Annotated in this window: 14 protein-coding genes; 6 read left to right on the top strand and 8 right to left on the bottom strand. The window is 73.5% G+C overall.

Annotated features, from left to right (window positions below; translation table 11 throughout):
• The first annotated feature begins 13 nt into the window (after positions 1–13).
• Both CUC05_RS19045 and CUC05_RS19040 read left to right on the top strand, forming a co-directional pair.
• Positions 14–1,630 carry a 1,4-alpha-glucan branching protein domain-containing protein gene (locus tag CUC05_RS19045; RefSeq protein WP_108667707.1) on the top strand — a complete coding sequence of 539 codons (1,617 nt, stop codon included), beginning with the start codon at positions 14–16 and terminating at the stop codon, positions 1,628–1,630.
• Between the two features lie 126 nt (positions 1,631–1,756).
• Positions 1,757–2,950 (top strand): pre-peptidase C-terminal domain-containing protein, encoded by a 1,194-nt coding sequence (locus tag CUC05_RS19040; protein WP_108667706.1) that lies wholly within the window; start codon positions 1,757–1,759, stop codon positions 2,948–2,950.
• Here the strand turns inward: CUC05_RS19040 and CUC05_RS19035 are convergent.
• On the bottom strand, positions 2,931–3,863 hold the full coding sequence (locus tag CUC05_RS19035; protein WP_170128063.1) for a GNAT family N-acetyltransferase: 933 nt from the start codon (positions 3,861–3,863) through the stop codon (positions 2,931–2,933). The two genes, CUC05_RS19040 and CUC05_RS19035, sit on opposite strands and share 20 nt — an antisense overlap.
• 103 nt (positions 3,864–3,966) lie before the next feature.
• Between CUC05_RS19035 and CUC05_RS19030 the strand changes: the two genes are divergently transcribed.
• Positions 3,967–6,141 carry a transglycosylase domain-containing protein gene (locus CUC05_RS19030; protein WP_170128062.1) on the top strand — a complete coding sequence of 725 codons (2,175 nt, stop codon included), beginning with the start codon at positions 3,967–3,969 and terminating at the stop codon, positions 6,139–6,141.
• Positions 6,142–6,155: 14 nt separating this feature from the next.
• Here CUC05_RS19030 and CUC05_RS19025 read toward each other — a convergent pair whose 3' ends face one another.
• The 5 genes from CUC05_RS19025 to CUC05_RS19005 are packed head-to-tail and all read right to left on the bottom strand — an operon-like array spanning position 6,156 to position 11,625.
• Positions 6,156–7,883, bottom strand: coding sequence for a peptidoglycan-binding protein (locus CUC05_RS19025; RefSeq protein WP_108667704.1), 1,728 nt, complete (start codon positions 7,881–7,883; stop codon positions 6,156–6,158).
• Position 7,884: 1 nt separating this feature from the next.
• Positions 7,885–9,111, bottom strand: coding sequence for an ABC transporter permease (locus tag CUC05_RS19020; protein ID WP_108667703.1), 1,227 nt, complete (start codon positions 9,109–9,111; stop codon positions 7,885–7,887).
• Positions 9,111–9,824: an ABC transporter ATP-binding protein gene (locus tag CUC05_RS25735; RefSeq protein ID WP_108667702.1), complete on the bottom strand. Its 714-nt coding sequence runs from the start codon at positions 9,822–9,824 to the stop codon at positions 9,111–9,113. The genes CUC05_RS19020 and CUC05_RS25735 overlap by 1 nt, the downstream gene beginning before the upstream one ends.
• Complete coding sequence (locus CUC05_RS25730) at positions 9,821–10,894, bottom strand: efflux RND transporter periplasmic adaptor subunit (RefSeq protein WP_108667701.1); 1,074 nt, start codon at positions 10,892–10,894, stop codon at positions 9,821–9,823. The genes CUC05_RS25735 and CUC05_RS25730 overlap by 4 nt, the downstream gene beginning before the upstream one ends.
• Complete coding sequence (locus tag CUC05_RS19005) at positions 10,894–11,625, bottom strand: hypothetical protein (protein WP_157965765.1); 732 nt, start codon at positions 11,623–11,625, stop codon at positions 10,894–10,896. The genes CUC05_RS25730 and CUC05_RS19005 overlap by 1 nt, the downstream gene beginning before the upstream one ends.
• Before the next feature lie 136 nt (positions 11,626–11,761).
• On the opposite strand from CUC05_RS19005, the gene CUC05_RS19000 reads away from it, so the two are divergent.
• Positions 11,762–12,448 (top strand): response regulator transcription factor, encoded by a 687-nt coding sequence (locus CUC05_RS19000; RefSeq protein WP_108667699.1) that lies wholly within the window; start codon positions 11,762–11,764, stop codon positions 12,446–12,448.
• Positions 12,445–13,980: a sensor histidine kinase gene (locus CUC05_RS18995; protein WP_108667698.1), complete on the top strand. Its 1,536-nt coding sequence runs from the start codon at positions 12,445–12,447 to the stop codon at positions 13,978–13,980. The genes CUC05_RS19000 and CUC05_RS18995 overlap by 4 nt, the downstream gene beginning before the upstream one ends.
• Here the strand turns inward: CUC05_RS18995 and CUC05_RS18990 are convergent.
• Positions 13,904–14,641, bottom strand: a complete 738-nt coding sequence (locus tag CUC05_RS18990; protein ID WP_108667765.1) for a Type 1 glutamine amidotransferase-like domain-containing protein — start codon at positions 14,639–14,641, stop codon at positions 13,904–13,906. The two genes, CUC05_RS18995 and CUC05_RS18990, sit on opposite strands and share 77 nt — an antisense overlap.
• 113 nt (positions 14,642–14,754) lie before the next feature.
• Between CUC05_RS18990 and CUC05_RS18985 the strand changes: the two genes are divergently transcribed.
• Positions 14,755–17,904 carry a protein kinase domain-containing protein gene (locus CUC05_RS18985; protein ID WP_170128061.1) on the top strand — a complete coding sequence of 1,050 codons (3,150 nt, stop codon included), beginning with the start codon at positions 14,755–14,757 and terminating at the stop codon, positions 17,902–17,904.
• A 3-nt stretch (positions 17,905–17,907) separates the two neighbouring features.
• On the opposite strand, the gene CUC05_RS24885 is transcribed toward CUC05_RS18985, so the two are convergent.
• Positions 17,908–18,996, bottom strand: coding sequence for a trypsin-like peptidase domain-containing protein (locus CUC05_RS24885; RefSeq protein ID WP_157965764.1), 1,089 nt, complete (start codon positions 18,994–18,996; stop codon positions 17,908–17,910).
• Positions 18,997–19,021 lie beyond the last annotated feature (25 nt).

The raw sequence follows: 19,021 nt of genomic DNA, 5'->3' as shown, positions 1-19,021 counted from the left end.
GACGTCCTCGCCGATGAGCCGGTCCGTGGCGTTCGTGCTGCACAGCCACCTGCCCTGGTTCCGACGCAACGGCACCTTCCCGGTGGGCGAGGAGTGGCTGTTCCAGTCGTGGTCGGAGTCCTACCTGCCGCTGATCGACGTGCTGGAGCGGCTGGCGGCCGACGGGCACCGTGACCTGCTGACGCTCGGCATCACCCCGGTGCTGGCCGAGCAGATGGCCGACCCGTACCTGCTGGGCGAGTTCCACGGCTGGCTCGGCCGTCGACTGCTGGACCTGCAGTGGACCCGGTCCGCCGCACCGGTCCACGACAAGGCCGCCCTCGGGGCGGTGTGGACCCATCACTGGGCCCGCCAGTCCCGCCTGCTGGAGCAGCTCGAGGACGGGTTGCTGGCCGAGGGGTTGGTCGCCCCCCTGGCCCGCCTCGCCGACGCCGGCGTGATCGAGCTGCTCGGCGGGCCGGCCACCCACCCCTACCTGCCGTTGATGGACTCCCCCGACCTGATCCGTGGCCAGATCGCCGACGGGCTGGCGACGGGCGAGCGGCTGTTCGGCCACCGCCCGACCGGCGTGTGGACCCCCGAGTGCGGCTACCGGCCCGCCGGCCGGGTGGGCGACCCGACGGCACCACCGCAGCACGTCATGCCCGACGGCACCCCGATCCTTCGTCCCTCCGAGGCCGACCTGCCGGGTCTGGAGGCGTTCTGGGCCGAGGCCGGCGTGGACCACCTCGTCCTCGACGGCCCGACCCTGGCCCGGGCCGCCGGTGCGCCGCAGCGGGACTGGTCGACCCTCGCCGGGGTCATGCACCCCGTCGGCGACCCCCTCGACGTGCTGGACGGACCGGTCTGGATCGGCGACTCCGACGTCGCCGCGTTCGGCCGCAACCTGGCGGTCTCCTACGCGGTGTGGAACCCCCATGGTGGGTACCCGGCCGACGAGTGGTACCGCGACTTCCACATGATCGACCTCGAGGGCGGCTTCAAGTCCTGGCGGGTCACCGACACCACGTCGCTGTCCAAGCAGCCGTACCGGCCCGAGGTCGCCGCCGAGCGGGTTCGTGCCCACGCCGAGGACTTCGTCGCGCTGGTCCGCCGCCACCTCGACCCACGACCCGACGGCGCCACCGTGGTCGCGGCCTACGACACCGAGCTGTTCGGCCACTGGTGGTACGAGGGCCCGCAGTGGCTGGAGGCGGTGCTGCGCGGACTGGCCGCGGCCCCCAACGTGCAGCCGACGACGCTGCGGCGCCGCCTCGACGACCAGCCGCCGACGACCCGGCTGGCGCTGCCGGAGTCCTCGTGGGGCTGGGGCAAGGGCCATGCGGCATGGGTGACCGACGAGACCCGCTGGATCTGGTCGGCCATCCGCGATGCCGAGGCACGGTTCCTGACCCTTCCCGCGGGTCCGTCGCGCGACGCGGCGTGGCGACAGCTGGTGATGCTCCAGGCGTCGGACTGGCCGTTCATGATCGCCCGGGAGCAGTCCCCCCAGTACGCGGTCGAGCGCGTCAAGACCCATCTGGCGCGGTTCGAGCAGGCCTGCGCGGGCCGGGACCTGGCGGAGCTGGCCCATGTCGACGACCCGGTCGGGGCCGGCGTCCCGGGGGTCATCGCGGCACCGCGGACCTGACGCGGCCGGGTCCTCAGCGCAATCCTTCTGAATCCCTTGCGGCCGTGACGCCACCTTGCACTGGCGGTCCATACGCGGCAGGTTGCGCACTGGGCGCACCCGCCCAGAGGGACAGAGAGGTATCACGTGTCGAACCAGCCACCGCCACCGTTCGGGCAGCAGCCCCCGCAAGGGGGGTACGACCCCGCAGGCCAGCCACCGCCACCCGGCGGGCAACCACCCGGCTTCGGCGGGCCCCCGCCCGGCTTCGGCGGTCAGGGATTCGGCGGCCAGCCCCCGGGGGGCCAGCAGCCGCCCGGTGGGCAGCCCCCGCAGGGCTTCGGCGGTCCCCCTCCGGGTGGACCTCCCGGCTTCGGTGGCCCTCCCGGCTTCGGCGGCGGTGACTTCCAGCCCCCCAAGAAGAGCAACGCCCCCATCATCTTCGGCATCATCGCCGCGCTGGTGATCATCGGTGGCGGCGTCGGCGCGTTCTTCCTGCTCAGCGGAGACGACGACGAACCCGTGGCCGTGGCCACGACCGAGGCCTCGACCGAGGACGCCACCGAGGCGACCGAGGCGGCCACCACGGAGGAGGCGGCGACCGATCCGGCCACGGAGGCCACGTCGGAGGAGGTGCCGCCGGCGCCGCCCGCACCGACCCCACCCCCCGCGCCGTCGATCCCCGAGGCCACCGAGGCCACGACCGCACCGGCTGCCCCGCCGGGCGGATCCGACGACATGTCAATGGGCGAGAGCGCCAACGGTGAGATCACCAGCGCCGCCCCGTCGGTCGACTTCTTCTTCGACGCCACCTCTGGCGCGGCCGTGGAGATCTCCATGATCGCCCTGGCCGACAGCCTCGACCCCGTGCTGCGCCTCTACGACCCGTCGGGAGCGCTCGTCGAGGAGAACGACGACTTCGACTTCTCCGAGAGCCGCAACTCCCGGATCTCCACGACGCTGCCGGCCGACGGGCAGTACCGGATCGAGGCCACCTCCTTCGCCGGCACGACCGGCCCGTTCGAGATCACGCTGACCTTCCCGTCGGTGCTGACCGACACCGACGAGCTGTCGGAGGCCGTGCCGGAGATCTCCTACGAGTACGAGGGCGTCGTCGGCCAGCGCATCCGCATCGACATGGTCGGCACCAACGAGCGCACCGACCCCCTGCTGCGCCTGATCGGCCCGGACGGCACCGAGGTCGCCCAGGACGACGACGGCGGCGAGGGGCTCAACGCCCGGCTGGAGTACACCATCGACCAGCCGGGGACCTACACGGTTGTCGCCACGGCGTTCGCCAGCGGCTACGGGCCCTACGAGATCACGCTGACGGAGTTCTGACCCCGTCCTCGTCCCCCGTGTCACGGGGAGTCGACGCGTCGCCGGACCGATCATCGGTCCGGCGATGCTGGTCCTCGGGTTCGGCGGTGGCTGCGACCGCGTCCTCGTCGGACGTCCGGTTCCTCAGCGTCCGGTCCTTCAGCGCCCGGTCCTTGAGGACCCCGTCGACACGTTCAGCGCCCTCCTCCACCAGCCGGCGGATCATCCGCAGGGGCTGGCGGACCGCATCGTCGGCACGCTCGACGAGCCAGCCGAACGGGTACGCCCACGCATGCATGTCGGCCGGCTGGGATGCGGCCACGCTGGCGATCCACTTCCCGGCCGGGGTGTCGGGCTGCTCGGCGTCGGGTTCGGGGATGGGCACGTCGACGCGATAGACGCCGGCCTCCTCGCGCACGAACGTGCCGTCGAGCTGGGCGAAGATCTCCAGCATGGCCTTGTTCTCCGCCAGCACGTAGTTGCGGAACGTCCGGATGCCGCGCTCCCACGCGAGCGGCTCGAGCTTGCCCAGCAGGGTCGTGCCGATCCCCCGGCCCTGGTAGTCGTCGAGCACGGTGACGGCCGCCTCGGCGATCGTCGGGTCGTCGGCCAGGCGGATGTAGCGCGCCACGCCGATCCCCGGCGCCCCCTCGATGTCGGGGTCCAGCGCGATCAGCGCCTCGTGGTCGTGGTGGTCGACCTGCGTCAGGTAGTCCAGCTGCGAGGACGACAGCCGCTGGACCGCGCTGTGGAACCGCAGGTAGCGCGACCGGGGCGACAGCAGCTGCAGCCCCTCCTCGATCCGCCTGCGGTCGGTCGGGCGGATGGGACGGACCCACATGCGGGACCCGTCGCGCAGGCGCACCTCGTCGACCGAACGAGGGTCCTCGTCGGGGTGGGAAGGGGATCTGTCGGAACGGCGAAGGTCGTTCATCAGGAGAAACGGTAGCTGTAGCAAGCACCTAACGTGCCCACGTCCGGACAGCGGCCAACCGTCCGGTCGGAGACGATCCGGACTAGTCATACACTCGACGGCGGTGATCCGACGGTTCGTGTTGCGTCTGGCGATCGCGCTGACCACGACGATCGCGATCGTGGCGTTGCTGCTGGTGGGGGCCGGCTACCTCGCCCTGAACACCGAGTGGCGCCTGCCGCCCGCCCGCGAGCTCGGCAGCCCGTCGTCGCTGTTCGACCGCGACGGCACCCCGTGGTACCGGTTCGCCGCGGAGGTCGAGCACCAGTACGTCCCGCTGGCGGCCATCTCGCCGTTCCTGCAGGACGCCGTGCTGGCGACGGAGGACCATCGCTTCTACGACCACCAGGGCGTCGATCCGCTCGGCGTCGTGCGTGCGGTGTGGCAGAACGTGTCCGAGCGGGAGATCCGCGAGGGTGCCTCGACCCTCACCCAGCAGTACGTGAAGAACGCCTTCACCGGGTCCGAGCGCACGTTCAGCCGCAAGATCCGCGAGGCGGTGCTCGCGGTGCAGCTGGAGAAGGACCTGTCGAAGGAGGAGATCCTCGAGGCCTACCTGAACCGTGCCTACTTCGGCGAGGGGGCCTACGGCGCCGAAGCGGCCGCGGTCACCTACTTCGGGATCGGGGCGGCCGAGCTGGACCTGGCGCAGGCGGCCACGATCGCCCAGACGCTCGGGCGACCGGCCGACTACTCCCCCATCGACGACCCCGAGGGCACCCTCGAGCGACGCAACCGGGTGCTCGACGAGATGGTGCGGTACGGCTTCGTCGAGCAGGCGGCGGCCGACGCCGCGCGGCTGCAACCCCTCGGCATCGTGCCCGCCACCAACTCCGCGCCGGCCGCGCCGTACCTGGTGGAGGAGATCCGCCGCCAGCTGCTGGACGCCTACGGGCCGGACCTGCTGTACAAGGGCGGCCTGCAGATCACCGCCACGGTGGAGCTGGACCAGCAGTGGGCCCTGGAGCGGGAGATGGTGGACCACCTGCCGGAGGAGGTCGGGTTCGAACCGGCCGCGGTCGCGCTGGACCCGACGACCGGGGACGTCCTGGCGGCATGGTCGGGACGGGGGTTCGAGGTCTCCCAGGTCGACCTGGCGCTGAACCCCGACTACGGTCGCCCGTCGGGGTCGACGTTCAAGGTCTTCGCGCTGGCGGCCGCGCTGGAGCAGGGCTACACCCTGGAGTCGTCGTGGGCCGCGCCCGGGCAGATCACGATCGGCGACTGGAGCCCGCGGGGCGGTGGCTGCGGCGGCCGGTGCTCGCTGCGGCAGGCGACGGCCAGCTCGGTCAACACCGTGTTCGCGCAGGTGGCCGAGGCGGTCGGGTCGGGTCCGATGACGCAGATGGCGACCCGGCTCGGGGTCCGGTCCACGCTGCGCGACAACGACCTGACCCAGGTGCTGGGCACCTCGTCGGTGACCGCGCTGGACATGGCGAGCGCCTTCGGCACGCTGGCCAACGACGGGGTGGCCTGCCCTGCCCGGCTGGTGCTGGAGGTCACGGGCCCGGACGGTGAGGCGCTGCTCCCGCCGGATCCGCGTCAGCCCGACCCCGACGACGTCGAGCAGTGGTCCCGCCGTATGGGCGCGGAGGGCTGGGACGTCGCCGACGATCCCGGCGCGTTGGGACGCTGCTACCGGGCCGTGGCGCCCGGCGTGGCCCGCCGAGCCAACCTTGCGCTGCAGGACGTCGTCGACGGCGGGACGGGCCGGCGTGCCGACATCGGCATCCCCCAGGCCGGCAAGACCGGGACGACGTCGGACTCCGCGCAGGTGTGGTTCGTCGGCTACACGCCCGACCTGGCGCTGTCGGTGATGGTCAGCCACATCGACGGCGACATCCCCCTGCGGAACCTGCCGGGCTGCTCGGCGGCCTGCTACGGCGGGCAGCTGCCGGCCACGATCTGGGCCGACCTCGCCCCGGTGCTGCTGGAGGGGGTGGAACCGCGCGAGTTCCCCGAGCCGGGCGAGGGCGACGAACGCGACGGGGACAACCCGACGCCACCGCGAGGCCCCTCGTCGCTGGTCACCAACCCCCAGCCACCCCGACCTGCGCCGGCGCCGGTTCCCACGGTGCCCCAGCCGTCGGCCGCGCCCGAACCGCCTCCCCCGACGACCGTGCCCCCACCACCGCCTCCACCGCCGCCGGCGGACGACCCACCGGGTCCCAACGGCGGCATCGTCGGCGGCCTGCTCGGCCGCGACGGTGACGACGACCCCGACGACGGGGGCGGCTGAGCCGGCGGACCGGGTCAGCCGGGCAACCGGACCTCCACGCCGGCATCGATGCCGCCGGTGATCTCGACCCGGCCGTCGGCCAAGAGGCCGACGGTGACCGGCACGAGGGTGTCGCCGGTGTCGTCGACGACCCTGACCGCGGGGGTGCCGGATGGGTCGGCGACAAGCGCGGCCACGGGGACCGTGACCGCGGCGACGGCACCGTCGGCGATCCGGCTGACGGTGATGGCCGAACCGTCGGGCCGGTCCGACAGGTCCAGGTCGGTGGTGACGTGCAGGGTGCGGGTGCCGACCGCGTCGACGGTGCCGCCCTCCACGGCGCTGCTGCGGGCCGAGACCACGCCGGTGCCGACCTCGTGGTCGTCGACCAGCAGCGTGACGGCGGTGCCGACCTCCCAGTCCCGTGCCTCGTCGGCGGGGGCGGGGACCACGACGACCTGCTGCTGGCCGCCGACGCTCAGCACCGAGGCACCCGAGGACAGGCTGGCTCCGACGATGGCGTCGTGGCGCAGGATCGTCGCCGGCGCGTCGAGCAGGAACACCTCGTCTGTGGTGACAACGCCGTCGGGGTCGGTGCGTCCGAGGTCGGCCTCCCAGGCCTCGACTGCGCTGGCGGTGGCCGCGGTGTAGGTGGCGTCGACGGTCAGGTCGTCGTCGCCGTAGCCGAGCGCGACCAGCGAGGCCTCCAGCAGCGCGACGTCGTCGCCGTCGTCGGCGTCGGTGTCGAGGTCGCGGTACCAGACCCCGTCGCCGATCAGGACGACGACGGGTTCGGCGTCCAGCGTCCATGCCACGCTGCCGAGGTCCAGGCGTTCGCCCACCCCGGCGATCGACGTCAGCGTCGCACCGCCGGCGGCCACGCCCGCGCCGGCCTCGACGACGCCGCCGGTGCCACCGGTCCCGCCCCCGGGCGGGGTGGACGTCCCCGCGGCCTGGCCACCGGTGCGGTCGCCGCCGCCGCCGGCATCACCGTCCTGCGCGTCACCTGCCGAGTCGTCGGGCCGGCCAGTTGCGTCCGCGTCCTCGCAGTCGACGTCATTGGTGTCGTTGATGTCGCCGGTGTCCGTGGGCAGTGACTCGGGTTCCGCGGTCGGCGTCGGGTCGGGGGTCGGCGTCGGATCGACCTCCGGTTCTGCTGACGGCGAAGTGTCGGGCACGCAGGCCTGCTCCGACGGGGTGGGCTGAGGTGCGGGCTCCTCCGTCTGCGCCGACTCCGCCGTGGCCGTCGGCGATGGGTCGACCGGCGGCGTGGTGGTCGTCGGCGCCGGGTCGACCGTCGGCGTGGGCGTGGGTTCGGCGGCCGCCGGAGCGTCGGCAGGCCCCGTGGCGGCCGGTTCGTTGGTGGCGGGTTCAGTGGCGGTTGACGTGGTGGCCGGCACCGGTGCTGGGTCGTCCGTGGTGTCCTGCGCCGTCTTCTGCCCGCGCTGTCCGGCAACGGCGGCCTGGCCCGCGGCGACGGCCCCGTCGTCGGTCGACACCGGGACGGCCAGGACGCCACCGCCGACGGTCAACGTGCGTTCGTCGGCACGCTCGACGGTGCCGTCCAGCGTCGCGTCGACGACGAGCTCGGCGGCCTCGGCGACGGCCACGGGGCCCGGAGCGTCGCCGACGGTCGTCTCGGCCGCCCCGGAGACCGCGCTGGTGCCGAGGGCCGCCCAGGCCACGCCGAGGACGACGGGGACGGCCAGCACCCGGACGACGCGACGGGACGTCGACGAGGGGACGTGTTCGATGGTGGGCATGTCAGACGGTCCTCAGGGCATCGGTTGGTGACAGGCGGGACGCGCGCAGCGCCGGGTACAGGCCGGCGAACGCGCCGATGAACAGGGCGGCACCGAGGCCGGCGGCCACGGCGACGCTGGGGATCACGACGGGCCAGCTGCGGAAGGTGCCGTAGGCGATGGTGACCCCGACGCCGAGGGCGACGCCGAGGAGGCCCCCGAGGCCCGACAGGACCAGGGACTCGCCGAGGAACTGGATGGTGACGTGCCGCCGGGTGGCGCCGAGCGCCCGGCGCAGGCCGATCTCGGACCGCCGTTCGAGGACGGAGATGACCATGACGTTGGCGATGCCCACACCACCGACGAGCAGCGCGACGGCGCCGAGGCCGAGGAAGAGGGAGGTGAACGCGTCGCTGGCGGCCGCCCGGGCCTCGATGGCGTCGCTCGGCCGGGACACCTCCACCTGGTCGGGGTTCTCGGGGTTGGTGGTCGCGGGGATGACCGCCTGGACGTCGTCGACCAGCTCGGGATCGACCCGGAGGTGGATGACCTCGGGGGTGATGTCGGCCTCCAGCAGGGACGCCGCGATGCCGGTGCCGACGATGGCGGACCGGTCGATGTCGGGGGCCAGCGGCAGCTCGTCGAGGATGCCGATGACGGTGAACCACTGCTCGCCCAGCCAGATGCGGACGCCGTCGCTGACGTCGTCGATGCCCAGCCGCTGGGCGGTGACGGCACCGAGGACGGTCACCGGCAGGTCGCTGCGGACCGCGTCGAGCCACTCGCCGTCGGCGACGGTGCCGACGAGGGTGTCCAGCAGGTCGGTGTCGGCGGCCTTCACGCTGATGCCGCCGGTCAGGTCCTCGGGCACGAGGTCGTTGCGGTGGACCGTGGCGGTCACCGACGTCACCGACGACACCGACTCGACCGGGCCGATGCGGGAGAGCATGGCGTCGGCGGTGTCGGGCAGGACGGCGTCGTCGGCGCCCAGGCCGAACCCGATGCCGGCCTGCACGCTCAGCAGGTTGGTGCCCAGGTCGTCGAGCTCCGACAGCAGGTCGGCCCGCGAGGACTCGGAGATGCCGAGGACGGCGACCATGGCGGCGATGCCGATGGCGATGCCCAGCGCCGACAGGGCCGTGCGCATCCGTCGGGACCGCAGCCCGACGGTGGCGACGCGGACGACGTCGGCGACATGCAGGGCGCTGGCCGGGACGGTGGTCCGGCGGCGCGACGGGCGGAGTCGCATCACGCCACCCCTGCCACGGCGGAGTCCACGACCAGGCTGCCGTCGCGGATCTCGATCCGGCGCGGCAGGGACGCCGCGATCTCCCTGTCGTGGGTGATGACCACGATGGTCGACCCTTCCTCGTGCAGCTGGTGTAGCAGCGCCACGATGGCGGCGCTGGAACGGGAGTCGAGGTTGCCGGTGGGTTCGTCGGCGAGGACCACGGAGGGTCGGCCGACGAGGGCCCTGGCGACGGCGACGCGCTGGCGTTCGCCACCCGACAGCGTCTCGGGGTTGTGGTCCAGGCGGTGGGCCAGGCCCACCCGTTCCAACGCCTCGGCGGCACGTCGGCGACGTTCGCGGAGGGGCAGGCCGGTGTAGAGCAGCCCGTCGGCGACGTTGTCGACCGCGGACAGCCCCGACAGCAGGAAGAACTGCTGGAAGACGAAGCCGATCTCGCGGGCGCGGAGAGCGGACAGATCGGCGTCGCGGAGGGTGGCGACGTCGTGGCCGGTCACGACCACCGTCCCCTCCGTCGGTCGGTCCAGCGTGCCGGTCAGGTTCAGCAGCGTCGACTTGCCGGACCCGGACGGGCCGACGATGGCCAGCAGCTCGCCGCGACGGACGGTCAGGTCGATGCCGTGCAGGACCCTGGTGGGCGGATCGCCCGGGTAGGCCTTGGTGACCCCGCGCAGCTCGAGGACCGGTTCGGGCCCGTCTACGAGTGCGGTCACGACGGCACCACCACGCTGGTGCCCGGCTCGACGCCGGTGACCGCGACGAACCCGTCGGCGAAGGTGCCGACCTCGACGCCGACCAGGCCGGTGCTGCCGCCGTCCACCACCTCCAGGGCGTAGCCACCCTCGGCGAGCGCCAGCAGGGCCGTCACGTCGACGGCGACGACGTCGTCCTCCCGGGCGGTCTCGACCGTCACCGCGACCGTGCCGGCCTCGATGTCGGTCGCCGTCGGGTCGTCCAGGGTGATGATGACGGGCACCGACGGGTCGCTGGTCGTGTCGGTCTCGGTGTCGGTCGTCGACTCCGCGTCGACGCCGATCGTGGCCACGGTGCCGGTCGTGGGCGTGCCGTCGGGCAGCTCGAGGTCCACGGTGGCCCCCAGCGGCAGCTGGTCGAGGTCGTCGGTGTCGAGGTCGACGGCGACGACCAGCTCCGTGCCGGTCGCCGACAACAGCTCGCTGCCGGCCTGGACGCGGCTGCCGACGTCGGCAGCAACGCTGTCCACCCGGACCGTGCCGGTGGTGAAGACGACGTCGGCGACGCCCACCTCGCCGTCGGGGTCGAGGCGACCGAGGGCGGTCTCCCATGCCTCCACCGCCGTGGCCGTGACGCTGGTGAAGGTCTCGTCCACGGTGAGGTCGAGGTCGGCAGCGTGGCCGGACGCCACCAGCCACTCCTCGAGCTGCTGGACGTCGGGGCCGTCCTCCACGCTGGTGTCGAGGTCGCGGAACATCGGGATGGCGCCGGCCAGCAGGACGGTCGGCTCGAGGTCGACGGCCACCAGGACGTCGCCGGGCTGCAGGACGGTCCCGACGGTCGCGGCGGACGTGACGACCCCCTCGGCCGCGGCGACCAGGGTGCTGGACTCGCCGTAGCCGAGCGTGCCCTGCAGCTCCTCGGTGGCGACCATGTCGCGGACAACCACCTCGGTGGTGGCCGGGGGCGTGGCCCCGACCGTCGCGTCCTCGGCGGTGTCGGACGGGCTGTCGGCCTGGGTGGCCATCGCGTAGCCCACGGCGGACAGCCCGCCGACCACGGCGAGCAGGATGACGAGCAGCCGGCGCATCACTGTCCCTGCCCGCCTGCGCTGCTCGGGCCACCCGCGCCGCGCCCGGCGCCGAACGGCGCGCCGTCCTCGCCGAAGGCGGTGGCCTGACACGTCTCGAGGTCGGCCTGGACGGTTGTGTCGGCGCGGTCGAGGCCCGCGAACATCTGGCCGAAGCCACCGCCGGGACCGCCACCCCCGTCGAGGGTCGGGTCGGCGACGTCGTGGCCGAGGTCGCGCATGCACTGGGCGAAGACGAGCGCCTGGTCCTGCAACGCGGTCAGGTCCTCGTCGCTGAACTCGAACCCGCCCCGCTGCAGCGGCGGCTCGCCGCACACGTCGAAGGCCTCCTGGCGGCCGGCGTCGTCCCGTCCGCCACCGGCCGTCACGTCAGCACCGGCTTCACCGGGCTCGGGACGGTCGCCGCCGCCGGGCGGGGCCAGGGTGAGGTTGCCGTCGGCGTCCACGGTGGGGTCGTCGATGTCGATGCCCTCCCCCCGCATGCACTCCACCCAGTCCAGCAGGTCCTCCTCCGTGACCTCCTCCTCCGCGGCGGTACCGATGTCGGACTCGGTGTCTGCGGCGACGTCGGCCGACACGAGGGACGCGACGCCCTCGGCGGCAGCGGGGTCGTCCCCGCCGCCGCACGCAGAGGCGACGAGGGCGAGGGCCAGCAGCGGGACCAGGAAGCGGGGGACGCGCCTTCGCGTGTCCCGGCAGGTCACGGTCGACGATGGTGTGGGAGTGCTCATGCCGCGGGATGCTGCGGCGCCCGTCTGAGGCCCGGCTGGGACGAACACGAGAGCTTTCCGAGAACTCGCGGACCCACGGCCGGCGCACGGCGGACTCTCAGGGAACTCCCAGGATCGCCGCGCATGCTGTCGACCCATGACGGCACAACACCTGCTCCTGGTCGACGACGAGGACAACCTGCGCACCATGCTCGTGGCAGCCCTGCGGCACCACGGCTTCGGGGTCGAGGGGGTCGGATCCGGCCTCGAGGCGTTGCGGGCGCTGGAGCGGACGACACCCGACGCCGCGGTGCTGGACGTCATGTTGCCCGACATCGACGGCTTCGAGGTGTGCCGCCGCATGCGTGCCCGCGGCATCGCGGTCCCCACGGTGTTCCTGACCGCTCGTGATGCCCTCGAGGACCGTGTCCACGGCCTGACGATCGGCGGGGACGACTACCTGACCAAGCCGTTCAGCCTGGAGGAGCTGGTCGCCAGGATCACCGCGGTCCTGCGGCGGGCCGGCGCGGTGCCCACGGGCCAGCAGCTGTCGTGTGCGGACCTGGAGATGGACGAGGCGGCCCATCGGGTGACCCGTGCCGGAGCACCCGTCCACCTGTCGGCGACGGAGTTCAACCTGCTGCGCTGCCTGCTGCGCAACGCCGGACGGGTCATGTCGAAGGCCCAGATCCTCGACGAAGTGTGGCGCTACGACTTCAACGGCGACGGTGGCGTGGTCGAGACCTACATCGGGTACCTGCGCCGCAAGCTGGACGACGGCCACGACCCGAAGCTGATCCACACGATCCGCGGGGTCGGGTACGTCCTGCGTGAGAACCCGTGAGCCTGCGCGCCCGGCTCGTCGCCGGGATGGTGGTCGTGGTGGTGGCGCTGGCGGCAGCCGGCTGGATCACCGTCACCACCACCCGGGAGCACCTGATGCATCAGGTCGACGAGCAGCTCCTGGGCCTCGGCGGATTCGGCCGCTTCGGCATCGCCCCGCAGGGGACCAACCGACCGGAGGGGGCGTTGCCTCCCGAGCTGCCCGAGGTGCCCGCGCTACCCACGCTGCCCGAGGACGTGGCGAGCAACCCCGAGGCCACCGCCGCGGACGCCGAGGACCGGGCACCCACCCCGGTGTGGATCGGCGTCCTCGGCGTCGATGGCACGGTGACGACCGTCTCACGACCCACCTTCGGTGACGAGCACCCCGGTCCGGACGTCGAGGAGGTGGCCGCGGCGGTGGCCGACATCGACGAGCCCGACGGGACGCTGGTCACCGTCGACAGCGACCCGTCGGGCGTCCGGTACCGCGTCCGTGTCGTTGCCACCCCCGACGACGACGGGCTCCGCCTGATCGCCCTGCCGCTGGATGACGTCGACGCCGCTGCCGGCCGGCTCGCCGTCGTGGTGGCCTCCGCGACGGCCGGTGCGGCGCTCGTGCTGGTGTTCGTGATCGGCGCGGTCGTGCGGTTGGGTGTGACGCCCCTGCGTCGTATGACCCGGGCCGCCACGGTCATCGCCGACGGCGACCTGTCGCATCGTGTGTCGCACGGCGACTCGCGGACGGAGGCGGACCAGCTGGGCAAGGCCCTCAACCGCATGATGGAGACCATCGAGGAGGCCTTTGCCGACAAGGACGCGACCGAGCAACGGCTGCGCCGCTTCGTCGCCGACGCCTCCCACGAGCTGCGCACCCCCACCTCGACGATCCGGGGCTACGCCGAGCTGTACCGGCTCGGTGGGCTGGCCGATCGCGCCGCCATGGACGACGCGATGTCGGCCACCGAGCAGGAGGCCGCGCGGCTCGGGCGGCTGGTGGACGACCTGCTGCTCCTGGCCCGTACCGACCGCGGCCGCCCACTGGACGCCGCGCCCGTCGACCTGTCCGTCGTCGCTGCCGACGTGGTCCGCAACGCCCGCGTGGCCCACGAGGACCACCGGGTGGCGCTGGACGTGGTGGACGGTGCGGTCGTGATCGGCGACGCCGACCGCTTGCGACAGGTGGTCGGCAACCTCGTCGACAACGCCGTGCAACACACGCCCGACGGGACCACGGTCCGGGTCGTGACCGCCATCGACGACGGCCACGTCGTGGTGCGGGTCAGCGACGACGGGCCCGGCATCCCCTCCCACGTGGGGGCCCAGGTGTTCGCCCGGTTCTGGCGCGCCGACGAGTCCCGCACCCGGGCGTCGGGCGGCAGCGGGCTGGGCCTGTCGATCGTGCAGTCCATCGTCGAGGCGCACGGCGGGGACATCGCGTTGTCGGACACACTCGGTGGCGGCGCGACGTTCGCGGTCAGGCTGCGGCAGGCTCCGGCAGCGGTACGCGCTCGCCGTGGCCATGCCCCTGCCCTCGGCCTCCCGACGGGGTGACCAGCCAGACCTTCGCTGCCCCCATCGCCCGCCAGCCACCGTCGGTCGGCGACCACACCACGGCGGTGTCCTCGTCGACGCCGACGATCGTCTCGCCCCGGTCGATCACCAGCGACGACACCGCGCCGGCGATCCGTCGGGCGAACCCGAAGCGGTCGAAGTGCGGGATGGTGGCCACGGGGCCAGCCAGCCCCAGCCCCTCAACCGGGTGGGTGCGCATCGTCAGGGTCGTTCGGCCCAGGGCCATCGCCCCGGCCGAACAGCCGGCGAGCGCCGCCCCGGCCCGCCATGTGGCCGCGATCGCCTCGCCGAGCGGTGTCCCTCGCAGGCTGTCGGCGAGGTGCCCGGGGTTGCCACCCGACAGGTAGACCAACCCGACACCGTCGAGCAGGTCGACGAACCGGTGGTCCATCGCCGCGTCACGGTCGCGCACGTCGACCTCGACCACCTCGGCGTCGAGCCCCGCGTAGTGCCGGTGCGCTAGGTCGAACCAGCGTCGGACGCTGCGGTCGCCCTCGGGCCCCGCCGCGGTCGGCAGGACGGCGACCCGGCGTGGTCGCCCGTCCAGCAGGCCGGCATCGACGTCGGCCATGGCCGGCAGGAACTCGCCGCTGCCGACCAGGGCAAGCGGGCCGGCGGTGGTGGCCGTCACGTCGGTCATCGGACACGAGTCTGTCAGGTCGAGGGGGTCGAGACGTCGACGCCCGGTGCACCGCACCTCCGGATCCCGGATCCCCGAGCCGACCGACGGGCCCGTGGTCTAGCATCCACCCCGTGAAGCTGGCTGGGTTCGAGCGGCTGTCCGAGATCGGTTCGGGCGCCTTCGGGACGGTCTATCGGGCGTGGCAGGTCGACTTCCAGCGCGAGGTCGCCATCAAGGTGCTCCACGACACCCGGGCCAGCGAGGAGGACATCGGCCGGTTCGAGCGCGAACGCCGTGTCCTCGGCGGCCTGTCCAGCCACCCGCACATCGTCACCGTCCACGCAGCTGGCACCACCGAGTCGGGCCACCGCTACATCGTGATGGCCTTCCTCGACCGTGGGGACTGGGCCGGCCGCATCGCCTCCAGCACCCGCCTGGACGTGCCGGAGGTCCTCGACGTCGGGGTGAAGCTGTGCGGGGCGCTGGCCACCGCGCACGACGCCGGCATCGTGCACCGCGACATCAAGCCCGACAACATCCTGCTGGACGAGTTCGGCGAGCCACAGCTGGCCGACTTCGGGATCGCCCGAACCCAGCAGACCCGCCAGCTCACGGTGCAGGGTGGTCTGCTCGGCACCGTCGCCTACATGGCGCCCGAGGCCTTCGACGGGGCCGTGACCCCGGCCACCGACCTGTGGTCGCTGGCCGCCACGCTCCACCATGCGCTGCTCGGCAGCCCGGCATACCGACGGCCCGAGATGATCCAGACGATGTACGCCATCCTCAACGACGAGCTGCCGTCGCTGGAGGAGATGGGCGTCCCGCCGGTCGTGGAGGAGGCGGTCACCGCCGGGCTGGCGCGGGCACCAGCGGACCGGCCGCCTGACGCGGCGACCTTCGGTCGGATCCTCCAGCAGGCACAGGCAACCCTCGGGTTGTCCCCCACGCGGCTGCTGCAGCGTGGTGTCCAGCCGGGCCCGCTGCCGACGGCCCATGCCGTGGGTCCGTCGCCGCCCACGAGGGTTGCGGGCGAGGCCACCGACGGCCCTCCGATCGCATCCGGCCCGGCGACCGTGCCCGTCCCGGGCCTCGCGAGGTTGGAGGAGGCCCGGGTCAGGTGGCTGACCGGCGACGTCCCCAGCGCCGAGCAGCTGCTCGCCGAGCTGGCGGACGACGACAACGGGATGGTGGCCGACCGGGCCCGCGTCGGCCTGGCCGAGATCGAGGCGGCCCGGGGCGACGTCGGTGCCGCGATCGGCCACCTGCGGCCGCTCGTCACCGAGCACGGCCCGGCGCGGGAGCACGCCGCCATCACCCTCAGCAGGCTGCTGGCGGCGATGGGCGACCCCGACGGGGCGATGACCAGCCTGGCCCGCGCCAGCGCGTGGCCCGGGGAGGCACGTGGCGACCTGCTCGCGGAGTACGCCGACCTGCTGCAACGCATGGGCGAGGAGGACGTGGCACGCGACGTCATCCGGACCGCTGCCGACCTGCCGGACGGGCAGGGGCAGGGGGCGCTGCTGCTGGGGGCGGCGCTCGACCTCGCGACGGGCAACCTTGCCCGGGCCGAGGCGGTGAGCACGCGCGTGGAGTTCGAGGCCAAGGACGTCGAGACGGCCGGGCTGGCGATCATCGTGCAGGGCAACTGCGCCGAACGGGTCGACCCGGATCGTGCGATCGCCTGCTACCGGCGTGTCGTCGACGGGGACTTCCCGCCGGAGCCCGTGGCGATCGCGCTCCTGGAGCTGCAGGCGCTCCACCGGGACCTCGGCGACGCCGAGGTGGCGACGGCGATGGCCCGCCGGCTGGTCGACGGTGGCCATCCCGTCGCGGCTCCGCTCGCGGGGGTCCTGGAGGCCGCCGAGCTGGCCGGCCGCGGCGACCTGTCGGCAGCCGAGGGCTGGTTGCGCACGGCGGAGGACCTCGGGCGCCATCCCGCGAACCGGCCGATCCTCGCCTACGGCCGGGCCGCGCTCGCGGCGGCCCGCAACGACCGAGCCGGGGTCGAGGCGGCCCTCGAACCGCTCTTCGCTGCCTACGCCACCGAGCACGGCGCGGCACTGCAGGCCGTCGCGGCCCAGCTGCTGGCCGATGCGGGTGATCCCGTGAAGGCCAGGGCGTTGCTCGAACGAGCCCTGGACCGTGGTGGGCCCGAGCACCGGGCCGAACGGCTCCTCGTCCTGGGCCTGCTGGCCGAGGCCGACGGTGACGACGAACGGGCCGACCGCCTGCTCCGCGAGGCACTCGCCGTGGGACACCCGACCGCATCCCGTCATGCACAGGTCGTCCTCGGGCGTCGGGCCCTGGTCACCGGCGACATCGACGCGGCCGAGGCCCACCTGCGTCGCGCGATCGCGTCCGGCGACTGGGCCCTCGCCCCGGAGGCCAGCGTGGGCCTGGCCGAGGCCATGCTGATGAAGGGCCGTTGGCCCCGCGCACGAACGCTGCTGGAGACGGCCGGCGAGGCACGGTCGGTCCAGGTCAGCGCCCGGGCCATGTCGATCCTCGCCGAGGAGCTCGCCGAACGTGGCGAGCAGGCCTCTGCCGAGGAGCTGCTCGTGCGTGCGGCCGCGCGGGCCGAGGTCGACACCGACGCCTTCGTCATGGTGATGCGGACCCGGGCGGCGCTGCACCGCCGTGTGGGCGAGCACGACAGCGCGCGTCAGGCGTTCCTGCGAGCGGCCGAACGGGCAACGCTGGGTGACCGCGAGGACCTGCTGCTGGAGGCTGCCCTCTCCTACGTCGACGAAGGCGATGATCCGATGGCCGTGACGGCGCTCGGACAGCTGCTGGAGTCAGTGGACGACCCGGTGGTCCTCGACCACGCGCAGCTGTTCCACGCCCATGCCCGCCTTCGGCTCGGCGAGGACGACGCGCGCCGGACGATCAGGCAGGTCGCCGACGGCGGTGGTCCAGCCGCCGTCACGGCCCTGGTCGGGCTGGCGGAGCTGTACGAGGACGAGGGACGTCCCGAGGAGGCCCGGCACCTCTACGAACGCTGGCGGGACCACGCGCCGGCGGACCCCGAGCCGCTGCGTCGCATCGCCCAGGTCCTGCTGGGTGCCGGTCGGGCGGCCGAGGCCATGGATGCGGCGAAGGCCGCCCTCGACGCGGGGGGTCCGGATCAGATGGAGCCCACCCTCCTGGTCATGGGTGACGTGCACCGGGCGCTCGGGGACACCGAGGCGGCGGCGGCCTGCTGGCGACGGGTGCTCAAGTCCGCCGATCCGGACCTGGCCGAGCACGCCGACGAACGACTGCGATCCCTCGGGCGGGGCTGACCGTCAGCCGCTGGGGGCCGGCGAGGCGCTCGGTGGGGTCGGGGGGCCGGTGGTGTCCGACGGCGTCGGCGTGGGTGCCGGCGTCGGCGTGCGGGTCGGCGTGGCCGTCGGCGTGACCGGCGGAGGCGGCGGCGCTGGAGGGGGTGGCGGCGGCGCGGGAGGGGGTGGTGGCGGGGGCAGCACCGAGTTGGGTGCCGGAACCGCCGTCGGCGCCGGGCCGAGCGGGGGCTGGCCACCGAGGTCCTCGGGGGCGCAGCTGACCAGCGTCTCGCAGACCGCCCGGATGGGCGGGACGTGCAGCAGGGTCGACTCGACGGGTCCGAAGGGTCGGTAGACGTTGCTGGCCACGGCGATGACGAAGCCGTTGCCGTCGATCACCGGGGCACCCGAGAGGTAGGAGGACAGGTTGCCGTCCAGCAGCAGGACCCGGCCGCCGACCCCGGCGACGGTCACGGGGACATCGGCCGGGAGGTCCGGCCCGGCCACCCCGAGGATGCGAGCCCTCGTTCCCGGCTGGACCGACTCCAGCGGGGCGCGCCAGCGCAGCGGCACGATGCCGCCGACGTCGATGCGGATGGTGGCCAGGTCGACGGCGTCGTCGGTCGCCAGCACCGTGCCCGGGGTGCGGCCGGACGGCAGGTACACCTCCACCTGGGTGGCGGTGCCGACGACGGTCGTGGTGGTGACGAGGAAGGTCTGGGAGTCGTCGGAGAAGAACGCGAAGGCGTTGCCGACAGCCCGGGGGCCGGCGACGGCGAAGATGCCGGCGTCGGTCGGGCCGCGATCGGTGGGAGCCGACTCCTCCTCCCCGTCGGGGGGCTCGGCCAGGCCGAGCTCGACCCGGTAGTCCTCGACGAGCCGCTCGATCTCCCCGCGGGCCTCGTCGGCGGCAGCGGAGGCCCCACCGACCTCCTCGCGGAGCGCCTCGACCCGCTGGTTGTAGACCAGGATCGTGACGCCAGCGGCGACGACCGCACCGGCGAGGGTGACGATGGCCATGAGCGGCACGATCCACAGGCCGATGCGTCGTTCGTCGCCGAACAGCACCCGTCCCGCGCGGCGGGTCCTGCCCTGGGGTGCCTGCTCCTTCACCTGCTCCTCATCGCTGTGTCGGGCG

This window comes from Euzebya rosea, assembly GCF_003073135.1.
Lineage (GTDB): Bacteria > Actinomycetota > Nitriliruptoria > Euzebyales > Euzebyaceae > Euzebya > Euzebya rosea.
Note: the sequence above shows the minus strand (reverse complement) of the source record. Positions and strands in the feature narration are given on the sequence as shown.